Here is an 18905-nt window from a genome sequence, read left to right as displayed (position 1 = left end):
TCGTCTGCAGGCGTCGACAAGCCGGGGCATGGAAACGACAGAACCAGGAGGAACGTCCATGATCCGCACCTTGCCGCTCGCCGCACTGATCGCGCTGGCGGCCGCACCGCACGCCTTCGCGCAGACCGCAACGGTCACACAACCCATCCCCGCCGACGGCACCGTTCTCGACATCAACGCCGAGGGCAGCAGCACCCGCGTGCCCGATCTCGCGCTGATCCAGGCGGGTGTGGTTACCACCGCCGCGAGCGCCGGCGAGGCGATGCAGCAGAATGCCGCGCGGATGGCTGCGGTACTGGCGGCGTTGCGCAAGGCGGGAATCGCCGAGCGCGACCTGCAGACGAGCGCCGTGAACCTCGCGCCGCAATATCGCTATCAGGAGAACAAGCCGCCGGTGATCACCGGCTACCAGGCGTCGAACCAGCTCAGCGTGCGCTTCCGTGATGTCGCGCGCAGCGGTACGATCCTCGATGCACTGGTAGCGCAGGGCGCGAACAACATCTCGGGCCCCAACCTTACGCTTGCGGACGAGCAGGGCGCACTGGACGAGGCGCGCCGCGATGCGATCGCCAAGGCCCGGGCGCGGGCGACCCTCTATGCGCAAGCCGCCGGACTGAAGGTCGATCGTATCCTGATGATTTCGGAGACCGGCAGCACGCCGATTGTCCAGCCGATGCCGATGCTCATGCGCGCAAAGGGCATGATGGCAGAGGCGGACACCGCCATCATACCGGGCGAGCAGAAGCTCACCGCCAGCGTCTCGGTGCGCTTCCTGCTCAAATAGGCAGGCACGAAAAAGGGCCGCCCCCGCAAGGGACGGCCCTTTTGAAAACCTTGGTATCGGTTAGCGGACGGCGCCGCGACGAACCAGGTTCACGATCGCCAGCAGGATGACAGCACCCACCAGCGAGACCAGGAAGGTCATCGGGGTGATCACGCCGCTGTTGATGTTGCCGCCGAACAGCAGGCCGCCCACAAAGGCACCCACGATACCGACGACGATGTTGAGGAAGATGCCCTGCTGCGCATCGGTGCGCATGATGATGCTTGCAAGCCAGCCGACGACGCCGCCGATGACGAGCCAAACGATAAATCCTACCATTGGTCCCTCCTTTACTTGCCCGGCGACCCGGGCCACGCAAAGGAAAATCCGCAAATGGTCAGATTGGTTCCGACACGAAATTTTGTGTTGTCAAGGGAACTTTCAAAAACGGGACGAAGCGCGGTTCAGAACTTCTGCTGGCGTTCGTAGAGCGAGCGATAATGCTGGATGCGCGTAACGCGCAGGCCCGGCATGCCCGAACGATCGATCGCCCGCTGCCAGCCGGCAAACTCCTCCACGGTGAGGCCGTAGCGTTCGCACACCTCGTCCACGGTCAGAAGCCCGCCATTGACGGCGGCGACCACCTCGGCCTTGCGCCGTACCACCCAGCGGGTGGTGTTGGGCGGCGGCAGGGTGTCCAGCGTCAACGGCTCGCCGAGCGGACCGATGACCTTCGCGGGACGGATCTTCTGGTTCTCAATCATCTACCAACCTCTTCGGGGCCGGGCGCCCCTGTTACGCATCCGTGAAACGACTTTTACCCGCCGCCGTTGAACATCGGCTAAAATGGCAGGGTAAACGCGCGCTTCACGCCTCTCCCCACTGGTGTAGCGCGGCCGCCACGGCGCGATGGAATGCCCCATCGGCCGGCGCGAGCAGTGCTGCCACGGGAAGCGGCATCGAAAGCCGGGTCTGGATCCGTGCGGTGGGGCTTGCGGCCTGCCGGCTCGTCGCCGTCGCCATCAGCACCGCCAGCCCCGTGGGGAGCAGCAGCGCCGTCAGGTCGCGGTCGGAACGGGCAAAACTCAAGTCCACCAATGCGTTTCCAGTCGTCCTTCTGGCCGCCGTTATACGCGCGCAGTGCTGAAGGGGCCGTAAAGGGGCTGAAAACGGACGTTTAACTTCGATTTCATGAAGCTTGCCCGCGGACTCGGGTGGCAACCGGACCGTGCTTGCCCTATCTGCACGCCCATGACCCCGGGTGATTTTCAGCTTGCCGAGCCGCTTCGCGGGCGACGGATCGTCGTCGCCATGTCGGGCGGCGTCGATTCCTCCGTCGTGGCGGCACTGGCCGCGCGCAGCGGTGCGGAGACGATCGGCATCACGCTCCAGCTCTACGATCACGGCGAGGCAGTGGGCCGCGCCGGCAGCTGCTGCGCCGGCCGGGACATCCGCGACGCGCGGGCGGTGTGCGACAAGCTGGGTATCGCGCACTATGTGTTCGATCACGCCAGCAGCTTCCAGACCCAGGTGATTGACGACTTCGCCGACGAATATCTGGCCGGCCGCACGCCGATCCCCTGCGTGAAGTGCAACATGGGGCCCAAGTTCACCGACCTGTTCGCGCTCGCGCGCGATCTCGGCGCCGACTGCCTGGCCACGGGCCATTATGTCCGGCGCGTCATGGGTGCGCAGGGGCCCGAGCTGCACCGCGCCGCAGATCCCGCGCGCGACCAGAGCTATTTCCTGTTCGCCACCACCGCGACACAGCTCGATTTCCTCCGCTTTCCGCTCGGCGGCCTGCCCAAGCCCGAGGTGCGCGCGCTGGCGGCCGAGCTTGGTCTGGGCGTCGCCGGCAAGCCGGACAGCCAGGATATCTGCTTCGTGCCGGACGGCGATTATGCCACGCTGGTGAAGAAACTGCGTCCGCAGGCCGAGGCGGGCGGCGACATCGTCGACGAATCCGGCGCCAAGCTGGGCAAGCATCGCGGCCTGATTCATTTCACCGTCGGCCAGCGCCGCGGGCTGGAGATCGGCGGCGCGGCCGAGCCTTATTATGTGCTGCGGCTGGAGCCGGAGACGAAGCGGGTCGTCGTCGGTCCCCGTCGGGCGCTTGCAGTGGGCGCGGCGCGACTGGAGGGGATCAACTGGCTGGCCGGGGACCATCAGGGACCGATGACTGCCAAGGTGCGCAGCCTGGCCAAGCCAATACCCGCCCGCCGCGAGGGAGACCGGGTGGTCTTCGAAAGCCCGGAATATGGCGTCGCGCCGGGTCAGGCGGCCGTGCTCTATGCCGGTAATCGCGTGCTCGGCGGTGGCTGGATCGCCGAAACCGAACGCGCGGCGGCTCTCACTGCAGCCTGAGATGGTCGCCCTGTCGCATTCCCGCTGGAATGCGATGTTGCGAACATGTCGCAGCTTGACCGGGAACCGGTTTTGGGGTCAACGCGTCTACATAGATTGCTGAAAAGCAACGGGATGGGTCGCAGACCATCGTGTACCGAGTGAGATGTTGCATGCCCTCGATCCTGGCATCCCCCTGGTGGGTTGCCCAACTTGCCACCGGCGCGAAATCCTTTCGCGACAACCCGATCTTGGGGTCCCCCCGGCTCAACGCGATGGGATTGCACACCCGCCGCGCCGCACTGGCGCATCGGCTTGCCTGGGCGCGCCGGGCACGCCTCACCCGCGGGCTCGCCCCTGAGGACCGCTCCGCCTTCGACCGCGACGGCTTCGTCGTTATCCGCGACTTCCTGCCCCCCGCAATGTTCACCGCGCTACGGGACGCGGTGCTGGCCGAGCGCTTCAAAGCGCGCGAGATGCGGCAGGGCAACACGATCACCCGCCGCATCGCCATCGGGCCTGGCTTTCTGCGAACCGTTCCGGCGGCCAAAGCGTTGCTGCAGCATCCGCGGTTTCGCGCGCTTTGCCGCTATGTCGGCAGCTTCGAAAGCGAGCCACTGCATTATATTCAGGCGATTCTGACTGACAGCGCGGTGCCGGATCCGGATCCGCAGACCCGGCTGCACGCCGATACCTTTCACCCCACGCTCAAGGCATGGTTCTTCCTCAACGACGTGGAGGAAGAGGACGGGCCCTTCTCCTACGTGCCGGGTTCGCACCGGCTGTCGCAAGAACGTCTGGCATGGGAACGCGCGCGCAGCATGACCGCGCAGGCCAGCAGCGACTTTCTTTCGGCGCGCGGATCGCTGCGGATCGACGAAAGCGAGCTTGCAGCGCTGGGCCTGCCGCCAGCGCAGCGCTTTCCCGTCCCCGCCAACACGTTGGTCGTCGCCGACACCTGCGGTTTCCACGCCCGCGTCGCCGCGTCGCGGCCCAGCCGCCGGCTCGAGCTCTGGTCGTTCAGCCGGCGCAATCCGTTCGTCCCATGGACGGGCGGAGACCTGCTCAGCATTCCAGGCATTGCCGAGCGCCGGATCGGGGCGATGTGGCAGATTCGCGACTATCTTCAAAAATGGATGGGGCAGCCTTGGCAGCCCCGTGGCAACAAGTTTGTTCTCGACGATTGAGAAAAGGCGCGGTGCTTGCATCCCGGCGCGGCGAGTGCCAGACAAGATCAGTGCGTGATCGAAACCGAATGCCGCGAATGCTTGACCGCATCTGGCAGGCGCGACGAGATCACCAGGGGGCACAGATGGAAGTAATTGGCGTACAAGATACCATTCATCACGGGGCGGAGGTGATCCGTACCGAGGCGGCGGCGTTGTCGCTGCTCGCTGGGCAGCTGGGAACCGAATTCGCCGCCGCCGTAGAGCTTCTGGTCGGTGCGCGTGGACGCATCATCCTGGTGGGCATGGGCAAGTCGGGGCACATCGCGCGCAAGATCGCCGCGACGCTGTCGGCAACCGGAAGTGCCGCCTATTATCTTCACCCCGGCGAAGCATCCCATGGCGATCTCGGCGTGATGCGCAGCGGCGACGTAGTGATGGTCCTGTCCAACTCTGGCGAGACCCCCGAAGTCGTCGCCGTGCTGATGCACGCGCAGCGGCTGGCGGTCCCGGTCATCGCGATGACGGCCGGTGCCGCGTCGATGCTGGCGCGCAATGCGTCGATCACGCTGGCGCTGCCGGCCTGCGGCGAGGCCTGCCCCGAAGGCGTCGCGCCGACCACCTCGACGACGATGATGCTTGCACTCGGTGACGCGCTGGCGGTGGCTGCAATGCGCCGCCGCGGCGTGTCGCGCAACGACCTCGCCCATTGGCATCCGGGCGGCCGGATCGGCTGGGGAATGCAGACGGTAGCCGCGCTCGTTCGCCGCAACGAACCGCTGCCGCTCGTGCGGCCCGAGGCGTCGGCGCGTGACGTGGTGCTGGAGATGACCTCCTGCGGCAAAGGCGTCGCCGGCGTGGTGGACGCGGCGGGCGATCTCGTGGGCGTGATCACCGACGGCGATCTTCGGCGCGCGTTCGATCGCATGCTGATTGCGGTTGCAGGCGAGATCATGACCGGCAATCCTGTGACGATCGCGAAGGATGCGTCGGTCGACGATGCCATCGCGCGCATGCAGGAGAACAAGGTCACCGTGCTGTTCGTCATGGAAAAGGCAGGTTCGCGCCGCCCTTGGGGCCTGCTGCACATCCACGATCTCCAGCTCGGCGCCTGAGGGCCATCGCATGGAGCAGGCCCGCATCTCCGGCGGCGTGATCGTGATCCCGGCGCGCTATGCCTCTTCGCGCTTCCCCGGCAAGCCGCTGGCGCCGGTGCGCGGCGCGACCGGCGTGGCCCGCCCGCTGATCGCACGCAGCATCGCCGCCGCGCATGCCGCACGCGGCGATCTGCCGCTGCACGTCGCGACAGACGATGCGCGCATTGCCGAAGCGGTGCAGGCGCTCGGCGAGACGCCGGTGATGACGCCGGAAAGCTGTGCCAACGGTACCGAACGGGTCGCGGCCGCGATGGAAGCGCTGGCGATCGAGCCCGACTATGCGATCAATTTTCAGGGCGATGCGCTGCTGACGCCGCCCGCCTTCGTCGCTGCGCTGGCCGACTGGATGGAAGCACATCCTGCCTGTTCCGTGGCCACAGTCGCCATGCGCTGCTCGCCCGGCGTGTACGATCATCTCATCGCCGATCAGGCCGCCGGCCGAAGTGGCGGCACCACCGTGATCACCAACGCCGCCGGCCAGGCCCTGTATTTCTCCAAGCGCGTGCTGCCCTTCCTCCCCGAAGGTCCGCGGCAGGATGCCCTGCCGGTGCTGCTCCACCTCGGCCTCTATGCCTATCGGCCGGAGGCATTGCGGCAGTACCGCGCCCTGCCCCCCTCGCCCGCCGAGCTGTACGAGGGACTGGAGCAGTTGCGCTTCCTCCACCACGGCATTCCGATCGACGTGATCACGCTCGATTCGCCCGGCTGGGATCCGATCGAGCTGAACAACCCGACCGACCTGACGCCGATCGAAGCCACGCTGGCCGCGCGCGACATCGCGTGACGGCGCGCCCGCGCGAGGCAGGTTCGATCCGCGACGCGTTCCTGCGCATCCCGCCCTTTCCGCGCGCCCGCACCGCCCCGCTCGCGACCGCGGCGTCGCACGATACGGTCGGCGACCCCGAGGCGTTGCTCGCCTTGTTGCGCAGCACGCGGGTTGGAGGACGATATTGGGGCGCTCACCCTGCGCTGCCGGCCGGCCGCGACCTGCTGTTCGCGGCCCGCTCGCGGGCGCAGTTGCGCGCCATGCTGGCCGCGGCACCCGCCGATGCGGCGGAGCGAGGCATCGCGCTGGGTGTCGGGGGCAGTGGCCTGTTGCAGATCCGGGGCGCCGATCCCTGGTGGCTTGTCGACCGCAGCACCACCCTTTTCGCCGATGCCGAGGACGAGACCGCTCTGGTCGCGGCGATTGCAGGCCGCCCGTTGCGCGTGTTCGGCACCGGCCGCTTTACAGCGCTGGAAGGTGGCAATCCCGCCGATCTTGCTGCACTGCTCCGCTCCGAATTGCTCACCCGGCGCTGCTGGCGCGACCCCTTTACGGGCCGGGCGACGAGGCCGGAAGCAGTGATCGCGCAGCTTGCCGCCTGGCGCTCGCTGATCGACGGCAATCGCGACGTGGCGCGCATCCTGGGCGTGGCAGGCTGGAAGCGCGAGACGATGGAGGCGCTGCTCTGGGACGGCGGTGCCGGCCCGCGCTACCGGGCGGACGCGCTTGGGGGCGGGACAACGCTGCTGTGGCGTTCGCGCGTGCCGCCGGCGATGCTCGGCCAGCTCGAGACGAAGGGCACGCCCACCGGCGAGATCGAGGACGGGTTTCTCCGCTCGACCGGGCTGGGCGCCAATTGCGTGCCGCCACTCTCGATCACCGTCGACCGCAGCGGCGTGCATTTCGATCCCGCCCGGCCCAGCGACCTCGAAACCTTGCTGGAACGCGGCACGATCGCACCGGCGATCCTCGCCCGCGCCGAGGCATTGATCGACCGGATTGTCGCGGCCGGTCTCAGCAAATATGGCCGCGGCGCACTGCCCATCGCGCGCCCCGCGGGGCAACGGCGACACGTGCTGGTCACCGGTCAGGTCGAGGACGATCGCTCGGTACAGTGCGGCGGGGGCGGCATGACCAATCTGGACCTGCTGGTTGCCGCACGACGTGCCGAACCCGACGCCTATCTGCTTTACAAGCCGCACCCCGATGTCGAGGCCGGGCACCGCAAGGGCGCGATCGACGATCTTGTTGCGCTCCGCCACGCCGACCGAATCGAGCGTGGGGCGCCGATCTCGGCACTGCTCGACATGGTCGACGCCATCCATGTGCTCACCTCGCTCGCGGGGTTCGAGGCGTTGCTGCGCGACAAGCAGGTCGTCACGCACGGTGTCCCCTTCTATGCAGGCTGGGGCCTTACCCGCGATCTCGGCCCGGTTCCGGCACGTCGCACCGCACGCCGAAGCCTCGCGGAACTCGTCGCGGCAGTACTGATTCTCTACCCGCGCTATCTCGATCCCGTCACCCGGCTGCCCTGCGAAGTGGAACTGCTGGTCGACCGCATGATCGCAGATCAAGCGATGACGCCGTCGCTGCTCGAACGATTGCGTATCGTGCAGGGCAAGGTTAAACGCAGCGTCACCCGCTTGGGGATCGGCCGATGAAGCATGTACGCCCGCTACGGCGTTCTTTTCTGTTCCTGCAGGGCCCGCCGGGGCCATTCTTCTGGCAGCTGAGTCGCGAACTCGCCGCCCGGGGCTGTGCGGTGCATCGAATCAATCTGAACGGCGGCGATCGCTATGACTGGCCGGAAGGCGCGATCGATTTTCGCGGTCGCATGTCGACCTGGCCGATGTTCTTCGATCGATTCGTACGCGAACATGCGATCACCGATCTGGTGCTCTATGGCGACTGTCGGCCGATGCATCTAGCGGCACATCGGCTGGCGAAGCTGCGCGGGGTGGCGATCCACGTCTATGAGGAAGGCTATATCCGGCCCGACTGGATGACGCTGGAGCCGGACGGCGTGAACGGCCATTCGACGCTGGACCGCGATGCCGAGTCGATCCGCGCCCGCGCGCGTACGCTGCCGCCGGTGCCGGTGCTGCCGCCGATTACCGCGAGCTTCGGCCGACGTGCCCGCGATTCCTACTGGTATTATCACCGCGTCGTCACCGGCCGGATCCGCTTTCCCTTCTATCGATCGCATCGCAAGGGCGTGATCATCGTCGAGGGGCTGGGCTGGATCCGCAAGTTCGCGCTCAGCCGACGGCGGGCCGCGCAGGCGCAACAGACGCTGGCGGCGCTCGCGGGCAAGCCCTTCTTCCTGTTTCCGCTGCAGCTGACCGGCGACTATCAGATCCGCGAGCACTCGCCCTTCGGCACGATGATGACCGCGGCGGACTATGTGCTCGACAGCTTCGCCCAGTGCGCGCCCGCCGACGCGCATCTGCTGGTGAAGGAGCATCCGCTCGACTGCGGCTTCCATAACTGGCGCGCCTTTCTGCAGCGCCGCGCCAAGGCGCTGGGAGTCGCCGATCGCGTGCATCATATCGAAGGCGGCGACCTCGGCCGGCTGGCGCGCGACGCGCAAGGCATGGTCTGCGTCAACAGCACGTCCGGCACGCTGGCGCTCACCGCCGGCAAGCCCGTGATCGTGCTGGGCGATGCGATCTACGACGTGCCCGGCGTGACGCACCAGGGGCATCTCGATCGCTTCTGGGATGCGCCCCAGGCACCCGACATGGAGCTGTACGACGCCTTCCGCCGCGTACTGCACGAGCATTGTCTGATCCGCGGCGGGCTTGCCAGCCAGTCGGCGACCGAAACACTGATCGAGAACAGCATCGAACGGCTGCTCGGCGATGCCGACGCGGAAATCGCGCGGATCAGCGAAGCGGCGCTGTTCGTCTAGGCCGCCGGCTCCAGCCCGGCATCGTCGAACCAGCCGCGGCGGCGGCCCGCCCGGAACAGCCGGTTGACCAGCGGATTGGACCAGCCGCAATTGGTCGCGAAATCGCGCTGCAGCGTATCATGGTGCAGCTGGTGTGCCGCAGGCGACATCAGCAGGCCCACGCGACGCATCGCGCGGATGATCCAGGGATTGTGCTCGCGGTGGAGCGCGCCGTGAAAATATTGCGCGAAAGCCCCGCCCACGATCAGTGCGACACCGCCCGCCGCCGCCCAGCCCGGGGCCAGCCCGCTGAACGCCAGGACATTCAAGACGACCGAAAAGGGCAGTGCGGCCAGGATGACGGTGCTGCCGATCAGCCGCCAGAGATCCCGCCGGCCCAGCGCGTGCGGGCGCGGATGATGATTCTTGAAATCATAGACCAGTCGATCGAGGGGCCCGACCTTCGCCATTCGCTCGCGCCACAAGGCCTTGTAGTGATCGGACTCGCGCGATCCCTCGTAGAAATAGAGCGCATCCAGCCCCTTGCCGGCGGGCGTCGGCTTGTAATCCATGTACATGTGGACCAGGCCGGAGGCCAGATCGGCGGCGTACCATCCGGCCAGCAGCGCCGGGATCGCCCACCAGCTCGGATCGCGCATCACGGCGATCAGGTTCGCGCACAGCGACAGCAGAAACAGCGGCATCAATATTCGTCGCGCCATCACCGGCCCCAGGCTGTGCCGCGCCGCGCGCGGCTCGTCTCGTCCCGCGTCCTAGCTGCTGCACCGCGATGCAGCAACGGCTTGATTTGCGCATGCCGGAGGCGCAAGCCACGGAGAAATCATGGCGTGTCGCATCTCCCCTCTCCATTTGCCCGCAAGGGACTGACCCCAGGCACCGATGCAGCGCGATCTACTTATCGACATCAGCCGTCTCATCTGGCGGACCTGGACCGGGCGCCTGCCCACCGGCATCGACCGGGTGTGCCTGGCCTATGTGGACCATTTCGCCCATCGCGCGCAGGCGGTGATTCAGCGCGGCAATCTCCGCCAGATCCTGACCCCGGCACTATCCGACGCGATTTTCCGTCTGATCCGCGAAGGCGGCCCGCAGTTCCGCACGCGCGCGCCCCGGTTGGCGATGCGCGCGGTGGTCGCGCAGCGCGGCGGGCAGCTGGGGCATGATCGGCTGTACCTCAATGTGGGCCATACCGGGCTAGACGCCACCGGCCTCGTCGCCTGGACCCAGCGCGCACAGGTGCGGCCGGTCTATCTGATCCATGACCTGATCCCGCTGACCCATCCGGAATTCTGCCGCGTGGGCGAGGATATCCGCCACCATCGCCGGATGGCCAATGCGCTCGCCAGTGCCACCGCCATCATCGGCAATTCACAGGCGACGCTCGACGATTTCGCCGCCTTTGCGGAGGCGGAGGGCAAGCCCTGCCCGCCGATGCTTGCCGCGCTGCTCGGCGGCCACCCGTTGCCCATGGACGCTCCACCGATCGCACTGGACCGGCCCTATTTCGTCACCCTTGGCACGATCGAGGGACGCAAGAACCACGTGCTGCTGCTGCAGCTCTGGCGGCGGCTGATCACCTACAATGCGGCCGCCTGCCCCAAGCTGATCATCATCGGCCAGCGCGGCTGGGAGGCCCAGACCGCGCTGGCGATGCTGGATCGGCTGCCGCTGCTGAAAGGCCATGTCGAGGTGATCGAGGATTGCGGCGACATGGCGCTTGCCGGGTATCTGCGCGGGGCGCGTGCGCTGCTGATGCCCAGCTTCGCCGAAGGCTATGGCCTGCCGGTGGTGGAGGCACTGGGCGTCGGTACGCCGGTGGTGGCAAGCGACCTGCCCGTCTTCCGCGAACTGGCCGGGGACCTGCCGATCTATTGCGACCCGCTGGACGGCGCGACCTGGCTTGCGGCGATCGCCCATCATCTCCAGCCCGGCGAGATCCGCGCGGAGCAGCTGGCACGCGTGCGCGGCTATACCATGCCCAGCTGGGAGGCGCATTTCGCCGCCGTGGAGCCCTGGCTCGACAGCCTGTGATCTTGGGGTAAGTCCAGGGGGTTCTGTTGCCCGGCCCCCCTGGCGGCCGCTGGAGTCCACTTCTGTTGCCCGGTGTGGCCCAACCGCGCATTTTAGAATAACCTTAGGCCGTTAGGCCGTGAGGTTACGCCGCAATAGCGAGTGCTTCGTTATCGTTGGCACTTGTGTAATGGGCCGTTGCGGTGGTCCCATTCCGAGCGAAGACAGCGCCTTTCAATACACGTCGATCCTGGTTCGGCCCCGTCAGAAACGGTGTCCAGATACACCACCGGTTATGGTGGAGCCGCCGGGTACTGCCCCCGGGTCCGCTGCATCTATTATACGCCATTGTTTATCGCCATAGCCGGGCGAACCCGGCAGGAACCCATATAGGGCTTTTCCGCTTAATGAAAAGGTCAGGTTGCAAGGATTAAGCGCCTTCACACGGCCCCATTCGGTTGGCATGGAGAAGCGATCATGTTGACGCAGCGTTCCCGCTACGCGCTCCGCGCAATGCTCTTCCTCGCCGAACAGCCGATCGCCGGCGCGCCCGTGCCGATGAACCGCATCGCCACCGAGGCAAATGTGCCGCGCAAGTTTCTCGAGCTGATCCTGGCGGACCTGCGCGAGGCGAACTTTCTCACCTCCACGCGCGGCAAGATGGGCGGCTATCGTCTGGCGCGGCCCGCGCACCTGATCTCGCTGGGCGAGATCATCCGGGTGATCGAGGGTCCGCTGGCGCTGGTGCCCTGCGTCAGCCGGACCGCCTATCGCCCGTGCAACGACTGCAAGGACGAGGCCGCCTGCGCGATCCGCCGGGCGATGGCCCGCGTGCGCGACGAAACCGCCCGCATTCTCGACGGCACCAGCCTCGCCGATGCCGCCGCGGAGGAACTGGCCGCGGCTTAGGCCGCGCCGTTGCGCTTCTTCAGTTCGTCGCGAATTTCGCGCAGCAGCACGACATCGGCCGGATCGGCCGCGGGCGGCGCGTCTCCGGCTGCCTTGTCGCGCTCGGCAGCGGCGATCACCTTGTTCACCGTGCGCACCAGCAGGAACACGATGAAGGCAAGGATCAGGAAGTTGATCACCACGGTGATGAACTGGCCGAAGCCGATCAGCGGCACGCCCGCCGCCTTGAGCGCGGCATAGTTGGACAGCGAGCCCGTATAGCTGGCGGGGACCGCGCCCAGCCGCAGGAAATAGCCCGAGAAATCGACGCCGCCGAAGATCCAGCCGACCAGCGGCATGATCATGTCGTCGGTCAGGGATTTGGTGATGTTGCCGAACGCCGCGCCGATGATCACGCCCACTGCCAGATCGAGCACGTTACCGCGCGCGATGAACGACCTGAATTCCTTCAACATTCGCCATCTCTCCCGTTGCGAAGGCTTCCGGACCTTGCCCAAGTCCCGGGCATAGGCCAACCCCTCGCGACCGATTTCGCTTTCGCAGGCCGGTGTAGGCGTCGTATAAGACACCCAGTTGATGGGATTTGGAGGTTTCTTCCCCATGAAGTTTCGTACCGCACTCGTGCCGATCGCAGCCCTGTCGCTCTCGGCCTGCGGACTCAACAGTGTCCCCACCGCGGAGGAAAACGCGAAGGCGAAGTGGGCGGATGTGCAGGCGCAGTACCAGCGCCGGGCCGATCTGGTGCCGAATCTCGTCGCGACGGTGAAGGGCTCGGCGGCGTCCGAAGGCAAGATCCTAACCGACGTGATGAATGCGCGCGCCAAGGCGACCTCGGTGCAGGTCAACGCCAATGACCTGACCGATCCGGCCAAGGTCCAGCAGTTCCAGGCGGCACAGCAGCAGCTGGGCGGATCGCTGTCGCGCCTGCTGGCGACGACCGAGGCCTATCCGGACCTCAAGAGCCAGGCGAATTTCACCACGCTGATGAGCCAGCTGGAAGGCACCGAGAACCGGATTACCATCTCGATCCGCGACTATAACCAGGCGGTGCAGGACTATAACACCCGCATCCGCACCTTCCCCGACGCGGTGGGCGCCAAGATCTTCTACGGTGCCAAGCCGATGACGCCGTTCCAGGCCAAGGCAGGCGCCGATGTCGCCCCGACGGTAAACTTCGGGAACGGCAACTGATCCACACGGCGCTCCTTGCGAGCGCCGTGCTGCTGCACGGCTGCCCGGTGGCGAAGGTCACGCCTGCGCCACCGCTGCCGCGATCCGTCGAGGATCGACGGCCGTTGCCGCCCCTCAGCGGCAGAGTCGTGGACAACGCCCATCTGCTTTCGCCCGCGCTCTCGGCCAGTCTCGCGCGCCGCCTAGCCCAGGCGCAGGTGCGCACCTGCCATCAGTTCGTGATCCTGACGGTACCAAGCCTCGCAGGGGAACCGATCGAGCAGTTCGGCAGGCGCGTGGGCAATGGCTGGGGCATCGGCCGGAGGGGCTATAACGACGGCGTCCTGCTCATCGTCGCGCCTGCCGAACGCCGGGTGCGGATCGAGGTGGGCGATGGCCTGCGCAAGGCATTGACCGATGCCGAGGCCGCAGGGATCATCCGGAACGACATTCTCCCCCGTTTCCGTAACGGCGCGATGGCCGACGGGATTGACGCGGGCGCTACCTCCATTCTTCGTGAGATCAGCTGATGATCCTGTTGCGTTTCCTGCTCGCCTTGCTCGTGCTGACGCCGCTGCCGGCGCTTGCCGACCCCACCTTTCCCAAGCTGACCGGCCGGGTGGTAGACGATGCGCACCTGCTTTCGCCCGAGCAGGTCGCGCAGCTCACCCAGCTCGCGGCCGAGGTGCAGCAGGCATCGAGCCGGCAGCTGGTCGTCGCAACCATCCCCGACCTGCAGGGCTATGACATCGCCGACTATGGCTATCAGCTTGGTCGCGCCTGGCAGATCGGACAGAAGCAAGCGAACAACGGCATCCTCCTCATTGTCGCACCGAACGATCGCAAGGTGCGGATCGAGGTAGGCTATGGCCTCGAACCGATCATGACCGACGCGCTGTCGAACCAGATCATCAGCCAGACCATCGTCCCGAAATTCAAGGCGGGTGACATGGCGGGGGGCATCGTCGCCGGCGCGCAGGCAATCGCCGAGCAGATGAAGCAGCCGCTGGAGGCCGCCGAACAGAAGGCCAAGGCAGCACAGGATGCCGCCACCAGGGCGCCCGCAGGCAAACGGCATGGCGGCGGGCTCCCGATCGGTCTGCTCTTCTGGTTCATCATCCTCGTCGTCGTGCTGGTGCCGATGCTGGCGCGCTTCGGTGGGCGGCGGCGGCCCGGGCCGTGGGACGGCCAGGCCTATCGCGGCCGCGACAACGACAGCGGCGTGCTGCCGATTGTGCTGTGGACCATCGCCAACGAAATCGGCCGCGCCGCGAGCCACCGCGATGACGATGATGATCGCGGCGGCGGCTGGGGTGGCGGCGGGGGCTGGGGCGGCGGCGGCGGCGATGGTGGTGGCTTCTCGGGCGGCGGCGGGTCGTTCGGTGGCGGCGGCGCTTCGGGGAGCTGGTGAGCATGCGATTGACCGATCAGGACCGCGCACGCGTCGCGACGGCCGTCCGCCAGGCCGAAGCTCATACCAGCGGCGAGATCGTCACGGTGCTTGCCGGGCGTTCGGACGACTATGCCGACGTCGCGCTGCATTGGGCCGTGCTTGCCATGCTGCTGGTGCTCGCGCTGCTGGCCTGGCAGCCGGCGCCGATCGAGTGGCTGCACACGCGGCTCATCGATCCCTGGGCACAGACGGTGCCTGCGCACTGGTATCTCACCGCCGCACTCGTCGTCACCGCGCTAACCTTCCTGCTCGTGCGCGTGGCATTGGCGAAGGATGCGCTGCGCATCGCCCTCGCGCCGGGATCCACCAAGACGCGCCGGGTCCATGCCCGCGCGCTCGCGTTGTTCCGGACCGCCGCGGAGAAGCGCACGGCCGGTTCGACCGGCGTGCTGCTGTATCTGAGCCTCGCCGAGCACCGCGCCGAGATCCTCGCCGATTCGGCGATCCATGCACGCGTCGCCCCCGACGTCTGGGGTGCGGCCATGGCGGCGCTGCTCGGGCACGTGAAGGACGGGCGCGTGGCCGAGGGCATGGCCGCGGCGGTTGCGCAGATCGGGACCGTGCTCGCCGAGCATTTCCCGCGCGCGGAGGACGATGTGAACGAGCTTCCCGATCGGCTGATCGAGCTCTAAGGCAGCACCCATGACCGACGAACCGATCGAGACTCCCTGGGCGGGCAAGTGGATCACCGTGCGCCGCCAGGGCAAATGGGAATATGTGGCCCGTGCGCGCGGCATCCGCGCGGTAGTGATCGTCGCGATCGACGAACAGGACAGGGTGATCCTGGTCGACCAGTATCGCGTGCCCATGGGGCGTCGCTCGATCGAACTGCCCGCCGGGCTGGTAGGCGACACGGAAGAGGGGGATACGATCGAGGCCGCGGCACGCCGCGAGCTCGAGGAAGAGGCGGGCTATGCCTGCGAGCGCGTCGAGGAACTCGGCGAGTATTTCGCCTCGCCCGGCATGGTAAGCGAGAGCTTCACGCTGGTCCGCGCGCATGGCCTTACCCGCATCGGCGACGGCGGCGGCGTAGACGGTGAGGACATCAACGTCCACCATGTGCCCATGGCGGAGCTGCCTGACTTCATTGCCGACTGCCGCGCCAAGGGCATGGGCGTCGACGTGAAGATGCTGCTGCTGCTCAGCGGCGCGCTGTTGGCGGGCGCTTCTTAAGATCCGCAAACACAACCGTCGGACAGGCCAACACAACCGTCATCCCCGCGCAGGCGGGGATCCATTGGTGGGCCCGTCGCGGCTCGATCCCGAGCGTCCTGGCAAATGGATCCCCGCCTTCGCGGGGATCACGGCTAGGGGTTCAGCGCTTCGTCCGCAACTTCACCTGCCATGCAGGCGAAACGCCCGCGATCAGCGGAAATTGTCGGCGTAGGCCTGCAGCTTGAGCTTGCGCTGCGGCGCCGGCACGACGTGATAGGCATAGCCCTCGCGCTCGGCATAGTTCTTGGCCGCTTCGAGCGTCGGGAAGGCAATGCGGACCTGGTTCGCGGTCTCGCCGCCGCCGGCCCAGCCGGTCAGCGGATCGGGACGCTGCGGCGTGTGCGGCTCGAACTCGAGGACCCAGTTGTCGGTCCGGGCGCGGCCGGACTGCATCGCGTTCTTGACGCGCTGATAGATGCGAGCGGACTTCATGGGACCGCTCCTTAGCGCGCCCCGCGCGCCCTTGCATCAGCGTTTTTCGTCCGTAGCGTTGCGGAGGCCGCCGTCGGGTCCTCGGGCCAGGGATGGCGGGGATAGCGGCCACGCATCTCCTTGGCCACCGCCGTCCAGCTCCCCTTCCAGAAGCCCGGCAGGTCCCGCGTGGTCTGGATCGGACGCCCCGCCGGCGAGGTGAGGCTGAGCACCAGCGGCACATCGCCGCCGATCATGGGATGTTCGGCAAGGCCGAACAGCGCCTGCACACGGACTTCTACCGTGGGACCGGCTTCGGCAGCATAGTCGATGGCATGGGAGGATCCAGCGGGCGTCTCGAACCGCGCGGGGGCGAGGCGGTCGAGCATCTTCTGCCCGTCCCAGCCGAGCAGGTTCTGCAGCGCCTGGGTGAGCGATTCGGGGGGCACTGCATCGAGCCGTCGCCTGCCTTCGAGCGCCGCGGGCAGCCAGTCGTCGAGCGTCGCGAGCAGGGCTTCGTCGGTCAGCGCCGCGATTCCGGCATAGGCACCCCGGGTGCGGAGCGCCTTCGCGGTGTCGGACCAGGGAAGCAGATGCAGGCCGTTGGCGCGGACGCCTTCGAGCAATGCCGATTCGATTTCCGCAGGCGTCGCACCCGAGTCGCTGCCGCCGGAGAGGCGGACGGCGCCAAGCCGCCGTTCGCGCAGCGCTTCGATGCGGCCGGTGGCGGGATCGAAGGTCACGGTGCGGCGGGTCTCGATGCGATCGGCGAACAGCGATTCGACCGTCGCGGCGTCGAGCGGCGCGGCGGAGAGGATCCGCGCGCCAGCGGCCATGCCCTGCGTCTCCGCCACCGCCAGCCAGTCGGCGCGGGCGAGCGGCGAGGTCGGATCCAGCTTGAACCCGCGCCCGCCGACCGAGGCCCAGGTCTCGCCCGAGCCGTCGCGACGCTTGGCCACGCGATCAGGGAAAGCGAGCGCGACGCAGAGGGCGACGTTTTCTCCCTCGCTCGAAACCAGCGCTCCCCTCCCGCTTGCGGGAGGGGTCGGGGGAGGGGATGAACGGTTCGCCTGCTTCACCGCTGGGGATGGAGCCTCCACATCAGCCCCTCCCCCAGCCCCTCCCGCAAGCGGGAGGGGAGCGATCGCTGCGGGAGGGGGAACGAGTTTGCTCCAGCGCTCTGCCAGCCGCCGTGCATTCTCCGCGCGCTGGCCACGCTCCCCCTTCCACCGGCGCAGACGCAGCTCCAGATCGGCGTCATTGCCGCCCAGCCCGCGCTCGCCTAGCAGCACTGCCACCTCGGCGGCCGTCCGCGCCATCCCGCGCTCGCTTGCGCGCACCAGCATATGGCCCAAACGAGGCGGCAGCGGCAGGCGCGCGATCGCCTTGCCGTGCTCGGTCGGGCGGCCGTCGCGGTCGATTGCGTCCAGCGCTCCCAGCCGCGCCCGCGCCTCGGCGATGGCAGCCTCGGGCGGCGGATCGAGCCAGGCGAGTTGGCGGGGATCGGTGACACCCCACAGCGCGCAATCGAGCATCAGCGCAGACAGGTCGGCTTCCAGGATCTCCGGCGGATCAAAGCGCGGCAGCCCCGCCGTCGCGGCTTCTTCCCACAGCCGATAAGCAGTCCCCGGCCCCTGCCGTGCCGCGCGCCCCGCCCGCTGGGTCACCGCCGCCTGGCTGGCGCGCTCGGTGACAAGCCGCGTCATCCCCGCCGCGCGATCGTAGCGCGGGCGGCGCGCCAGCCCCGAATCCACCACCACCCGGATGCCGTCCAGCGTCAGTGAGGTCTCGGCGATCGAGGTCGCCAGCACGATCTTGCGCCGCCCCTCCGGATCGGGTGCGATCGCCGCGCGCTGGGCGGCAGGCTCAAGGCTACCGTGCAACCGGTGGAGCACCGCGCCGCCGACGTCGCCCAGCCGCTCGGCGGTCCGTTCGATCTCCGCGACGCCGGGCAGGAAGGCGAGGATGCCGCCCTGCTCTTCCCGCAACGCCTGCCGCACCGCCCCCGCCACGCCGTCCTCGATCCGCGCCTCGGCGGCGCGACCGAGATGGCGCAGCGTCAGTGGAAAGCTGCGGCCTTCGCTCTCCACAACGGGCGCCGCGCCCATCAGCCCGGAAAAGCGGCTGCCGTCGAGCGTCGCCGACATCGCCACCAGCCGCAGATCCGGCCGCAGTGCGCCCTGCGCATCGAGCGCCAGCGCGAGACCGAAATCGCTGTCGAGGCTGCGCTCATGCACTTCGTCGAACAGCACGGCGGACACGCCTGCGAGCTCGGGATCGGACTGGATGCGGTTGACGAAAATGCCCTCGGTGACGACCGTCACCCGCGTCGCCGCCGAACGCTTGCTGTCCATCCGCGTGGCGTAGCCGAAGGTCTTGCCGACGCTTTCGCCCGCCAGTGCCGCCATCCGCTCCGCCGCCGCCCGCGCCGCGAGGCGCCGGGGGGAGAGCAGCAGGATCTCCCCGTCACACCATGCCTCGGCGAGCAGCGCCCAGGCGACCGCCGTCGTCTTGCCCGCGCCCGGCGGCGCGACCAGCACCGCGTTGCTGCCCTCCCGCAACGCATCGAGCAGCGCCGGCAAAACAGCGTGGATCGGCAGGGAGGGAGTCATTCGGCTGCAACCATTCGGG

21 protein-coding genes and 1 other RNA gene are annotated in these 18905 nt (G+C 67.7%); 14 read left to right on the top strand and 8 right to left on the bottom strand.

What is annotated here, in order from left to right; all coding sequences use genetic code 11:
- The first annotated feature begins 58 nt into the window (after positions 1 to 58).
- On the top strand, positions 59 to 784 hold the full coding sequence (locus OIM94_RS13155) for an SIMPL domain-containing protein (protein ID WP_264607169.1): 726 nt from the start codon (positions 59 to 61) through the stop codon (positions 782 to 784).
- Between the two features lie 60 nt (positions 785 to 844).
- On the opposite strand, the gene OIM94_RS13150 is transcribed toward OIM94_RS13155, so the two are convergent.
- The 3 genes from OIM94_RS13150 to OIM94_RS13140 form a co-directional block, all read right to left on the bottom strand.
- A complete protein-coding gene (locus tag OIM94_RS13150; RefSeq protein ID WP_064310489.1) occupies positions 845 to 1102 on the bottom strand; it encodes a GlsB/YeaQ/YmgE family stress response membrane protein in 258 nt (85 codons plus the stop codon).
- Positions 1103 to 1227: 125 nt separating this feature from the next.
- Positions 1228 to 1527: a DUF1153 domain-containing protein gene (locus tag OIM94_RS13145; RefSeq protein WP_264607168.1), complete on the bottom strand. Its 300-nt coding sequence runs from the start codon at positions 1525 to 1527 to the stop codon at positions 1228 to 1230.
- A gap of 103 nt (positions 1528 to 1630) precedes the next feature.
- Positions 1631 to 1858 carry a hypothetical protein gene (locus OIM94_RS13140; protein ID WP_264607167.1) on the bottom strand — a complete coding sequence of 76 codons (228 nt, stop codon included), beginning with the start codon at positions 1856 to 1858 and terminating at the stop codon, positions 1631 to 1633.
- A gap of 156 nt (positions 1859 to 2014) precedes the next feature.
- Between OIM94_RS13140 and mnmA the strand changes: the two genes are divergently transcribed.
- From mnmA to OIM94_RS13110, 6 genes are all read left to right on the top strand, one after another.
- Entirely contained in the window at positions 2015 to 3127 is a 1113-nt protein-coding gene (gene mnmA / locus OIM94_RS13135) for a tRNA 2-thiouridine(34) synthase MnmA (protein WP_264607166.1), read from the top strand.
- Between the two features lie 152 nt (positions 3128 to 3279).
- Positions 3280 to 4293 carry a phytanoyl-CoA dioxygenase family protein gene (locus tag OIM94_RS13130; RefSeq protein ID WP_264607165.1) on the top strand — a complete coding sequence of 338 codons (1014 nt, stop codon included), beginning with the start codon at positions 3280 to 3282 and terminating at the stop codon, positions 4291 to 4293.
- Positions 4294 to 4370: 77 nt separating this feature from the next.
- Entirely contained in the window at positions 4371 to 5387 is a 1017-nt protein-coding gene (locus tag OIM94_RS13125; RefSeq protein ID WP_264607164.1) for a KpsF/GutQ family sugar-phosphate isomerase, read from the top strand.
- A gap of 10 nt (positions 5388 to 5397) precedes the next feature.
- Positions 5398 to 6213: a 3-deoxy-manno-octulosonate cytidylyltransferase gene (locus OIM94_RS13120; protein WP_264607163.1), complete on the top strand. Its 816-nt coding sequence runs from the start codon at positions 5398 to 5400 to the stop codon at positions 6211 to 6213.
- Entirely contained in the window at positions 6210 to 7856 is a 1647-nt protein-coding gene (locus OIM94_RS13115; protein ID WP_264607162.1) for a beta-3-deoxy-D-manno-oct-2-ulosonic acid transferase, read from the top strand. Before OIM94_RS13120 ends, OIM94_RS13115 begins: the two co-directional genes overlap by 4 nt.
- On the top strand, positions 7853 to 9106 hold the full coding sequence (locus OIM94_RS13110; protein ID WP_264607161.1) for a capsule biosynthesis protein: 1254 nt from the start codon (positions 7853 to 7855) through the stop codon (positions 9104 to 9106). The genes OIM94_RS13115 and OIM94_RS13110 overlap by 4 nt, the downstream gene beginning before the upstream one ends.
- Here OIM94_RS13110 and OIM94_RS13105 read toward each other — a convergent pair.
- Positions 9103 to 9789 carry a fatty acid desaturase family protein gene (locus OIM94_RS13105; RefSeq protein WP_264607160.1) on the bottom strand — a complete coding sequence of 229 codons (687 nt, stop codon included), beginning with the start codon at positions 9787 to 9789 and terminating at the stop codon, positions 9103 to 9105. The two genes, OIM94_RS13110 and OIM94_RS13105, sit on opposite strands and share 4 nt — an antisense overlap.
- Before the next feature lie 196 nt (positions 9790 to 9985).
- Here OIM94_RS13105 and OIM94_RS13100 point away from each other — a divergent pair, with 196 nt between their 5' ends.
- A complete protein-coding gene (locus tag OIM94_RS13100) occupies positions 9986 to 11137 on the top strand; it encodes a glycosyltransferase family 4 protein (protein ID WP_264607159.1) in 1152 nt (383 codons plus the stop codon).
- 50 nt (positions 11138 to 11187) lie between these two features.
- On the opposite strand, the gene ssrA is transcribed toward OIM94_RS13100, so the two are convergent.
- Positions 11188 to 11534: a transfer-messenger RNA gene (gene ssrA / locus OIM94_RS13095) on the bottom strand.
- A gap of 59 nt (positions 11535 to 11593) precedes the next feature.
- On the opposite strand from ssrA, the gene OIM94_RS13090 reads away from it, so the two are divergent.
- Positions 11594 to 12025: an RrF2 family transcriptional regulator gene (locus OIM94_RS13090; RefSeq protein ID WP_264607158.1), complete on the top strand. Its 432-nt coding sequence runs from the start codon at positions 11594 to 11596 to the stop codon at positions 12023 to 12025.
- Here OIM94_RS13090 and mscL read toward each other — a convergent pair.
- A complete protein-coding gene (mscL, locus tag OIM94_RS13085; RefSeq protein WP_264607157.1) occupies positions 12022 to 12480 on the bottom strand; it encodes a large conductance mechanosensitive channel protein MscL in 459 nt (152 codons plus the stop codon). The two genes, OIM94_RS13090 and mscL, sit on opposite strands and share 4 nt — an antisense overlap.
- A 145-nt stretch (positions 12481 to 12625) precedes the next feature.
- On the opposite strand from mscL, the gene OIM94_RS13080 reads away from it, so the two are divergent.
- From OIM94_RS13080 to OIM94_RS13060, 5 genes are read left to right on the top strand one after another with little or no spacing between them, the layout of a single operon-like run.
- On the top strand, positions 12626 to 13216 hold the full coding sequence (locus tag OIM94_RS13080; RefSeq protein ID WP_264607156.1) for a LemA family protein: 591 nt from the start codon (positions 12626 to 12628) through the stop codon (positions 13214 to 13216).
- Between the two features lie 26 nt (positions 13217 to 13242).
- Positions 13243 to 13725 (top strand): TPM domain-containing protein, encoded by a 483-nt coding sequence (locus OIM94_RS13075; RefSeq protein WP_264607155.1) that lies wholly within the window; start codon positions 13243 to 13245, stop codon positions 13723 to 13725.
- A complete protein-coding gene (locus tag OIM94_RS13070; RefSeq protein WP_264607154.1) occupies positions 13725 to 14606 on the top strand; it encodes a TPM domain-containing protein in 882 nt (293 codons plus the stop codon). Before OIM94_RS13075 ends, OIM94_RS13070 begins: the two co-directional genes overlap by 1 nt.
- A gap of 2 nt (positions 14607 to 14608) precedes the next feature.
- A complete protein-coding gene (locus tag OIM94_RS13065) occupies positions 14609 to 15280 on the top strand; it encodes a TPM domain-containing protein (protein WP_264607153.1) in 672 nt (223 codons plus the stop codon).
- Between the two features lie 10 nt (positions 15281 to 15290).
- Positions 15291 to 15821: an NUDIX hydrolase gene (locus OIM94_RS13060; RefSeq protein WP_264607152.1), complete on the top strand. Its 531-nt coding sequence runs from the start codon at positions 15291 to 15293 to the stop codon at positions 15819 to 15821.
- Positions 15822 to 16013: 192 nt separating this feature from the next.
- Here OIM94_RS13060 and OIM94_RS13055 read toward each other — a convergent pair whose 3' ends face one another.
- Together OIM94_RS13055 and hrpB are read right to left on the bottom strand one after the other, a co-directional pair.
- Positions 16014 to 16295, bottom strand: a complete 282-nt coding sequence (locus tag OIM94_RS13055; RefSeq protein WP_264607151.1) for an ETC complex I subunit — start codon at positions 16293 to 16295, stop codon at positions 16014 to 16016.
- 11 nt (positions 16296 to 16306) lie between these two features.
- Positions 16307 to 18886 (bottom strand): ATP-dependent helicase HrpB, encoded by a 2580-nt coding sequence (gene hrpB / locus OIM94_RS13050; RefSeq protein WP_264607150.1) that lies wholly within the window; start codon positions 18884 to 18886, stop codon positions 16307 to 16309.
- Positions 18887 to 18905 lie beyond the last annotated feature (19 nt).

Source organism: Sphingomonas sp. R1 (assembly GCF_025960285.1).
GTDB lineage: Bacteria > Pseudomonadota > Alphaproteobacteria > Sphingomonadales > Sphingomonadaceae > Sphingomonas.
This window is presented reverse-complemented; position numbering and strand designations above follow the sequence as displayed.

What these genes read in the sequence shown, in the direction of transcription:
- OIM94_RS13155 (WP_264607169.1), top strand. Translation starts at nt 59, where the DNA reads ATGATCCGCACCTTGCCGCTCGCCGCACTGATCGCGCTGGCGGCCGCA.
- OIM94_RS13150 (WP_064310489.1), bottom strand. Translation starts at nt 1,102, where the DNA reads ATGGTAGGATTTATCGTTTGGCTCGTCATCGGCGGCGTCGTCGGCTGG.
- OIM94_RS13145 (WP_264607168.1), bottom strand. Translation starts at nt 1,527, where the DNA reads ATGATTGAGAACCAGAAGATCCGTCCCGCGAAGGTCATCGGTCCGCTC.
- mnmA (WP_264607166.1), top strand. Translation starts at nt 2,015, where the DNA reads ATGACCCCGGGTGATTTTCAGCTTGCCGAGCCGCTTCGCGGGCGACGG.
- OIM94_RS13130 (WP_264607165.1), top strand. Translation starts at nt 3,280, where the DNA reads ATGCCCTCGATCCTGGCATCCCCCTGGTGGGTTGCCCAACTTGCCACC.
- OIM94_RS13125 (WP_264607164.1), top strand. Translation starts at nt 4,371, where the DNA reads ATGCTTGACCGCATCTGGCAGGCGCGACGAGATCACCAGGGGGCACAG.
- OIM94_RS13120 (WP_264607163.1), top strand. Translation starts at nt 5,398, where the DNA reads ATGGAGCAGGCCCGCATCTCCGGCGGCGTGATCGTGATCCCGGCGCGC.
- OIM94_RS13110 (WP_264607161.1), top strand. Translation starts at nt 7,853, where the DNA reads ATGAAGCATGTACGCCCGCTACGGCGTTCTTTTCTGTTCCTGCAGGGC.
- OIM94_RS13105 (WP_264607160.1), bottom strand. Translation starts at nt 9,789, where the DNA reads ATGCCGCTGTTTCTGCTGTCGCTGTGCGCGAACCTGATCGCCGTGATG.
- OIM94_RS13100 (WP_264607159.1), top strand. Translation starts at nt 9,986, where the DNA reads ATGCAGCGCGATCTACTTATCGACATCAGCCGTCTCATCTGGCGGACC.
- OIM94_RS13090 (WP_264607158.1), top strand. Translation starts at nt 11,594, where the DNA reads ATGTTGACGCAGCGTTCCCGCTACGCGCTCCGCGCAATGCTCTTCCTC.
- mscL (WP_264607157.1), bottom strand. Translation starts at nt 12,480, where the DNA reads ATGTTGAAGGAATTCAGGTCGTTCATCGCGCGCGGTAACGTGCTCGAT.
- OIM94_RS13080 (WP_264607156.1), top strand. Translation starts at nt 12,626, where the DNA reads ATGAAGTTTCGTACCGCACTCGTGCCGATCGCAGCCCTGTCGCTCTCG.
- OIM94_RS13070 (WP_264607154.1), top strand. Translation starts at nt 13,725, where the DNA reads ATGATCCTGTTGCGTTTCCTGCTCGCCTTGCTCGTGCTGACGCCGCTG.
- OIM94_RS13065 (WP_264607153.1), top strand. Translation starts at nt 14,609, where the DNA reads ATGCGATTGACCGATCAGGACCGCGCACGCGTCGCGACGGCCGTCCGC.
- OIM94_RS13060 (WP_264607152.1), top strand. Translation starts at nt 15,291, where the DNA reads ATGACCGACGAACCGATCGAGACTCCCTGGGCGGGCAAGTGGATCACC.
- OIM94_RS13055 (WP_264607151.1), bottom strand. Translation starts at nt 16,295, where the DNA reads ATGAAGTCCGCTCGCATCTATCAGCGCGTCAAGAACGCGATGCAGTCC.
- hrpB (WP_264607150.1), bottom strand. Translation starts at nt 18,886, where the DNA reads ATGACTCCCTCCCTGCCGATCCACGCTGTTTTGCCGGCGCTGCTCGAT.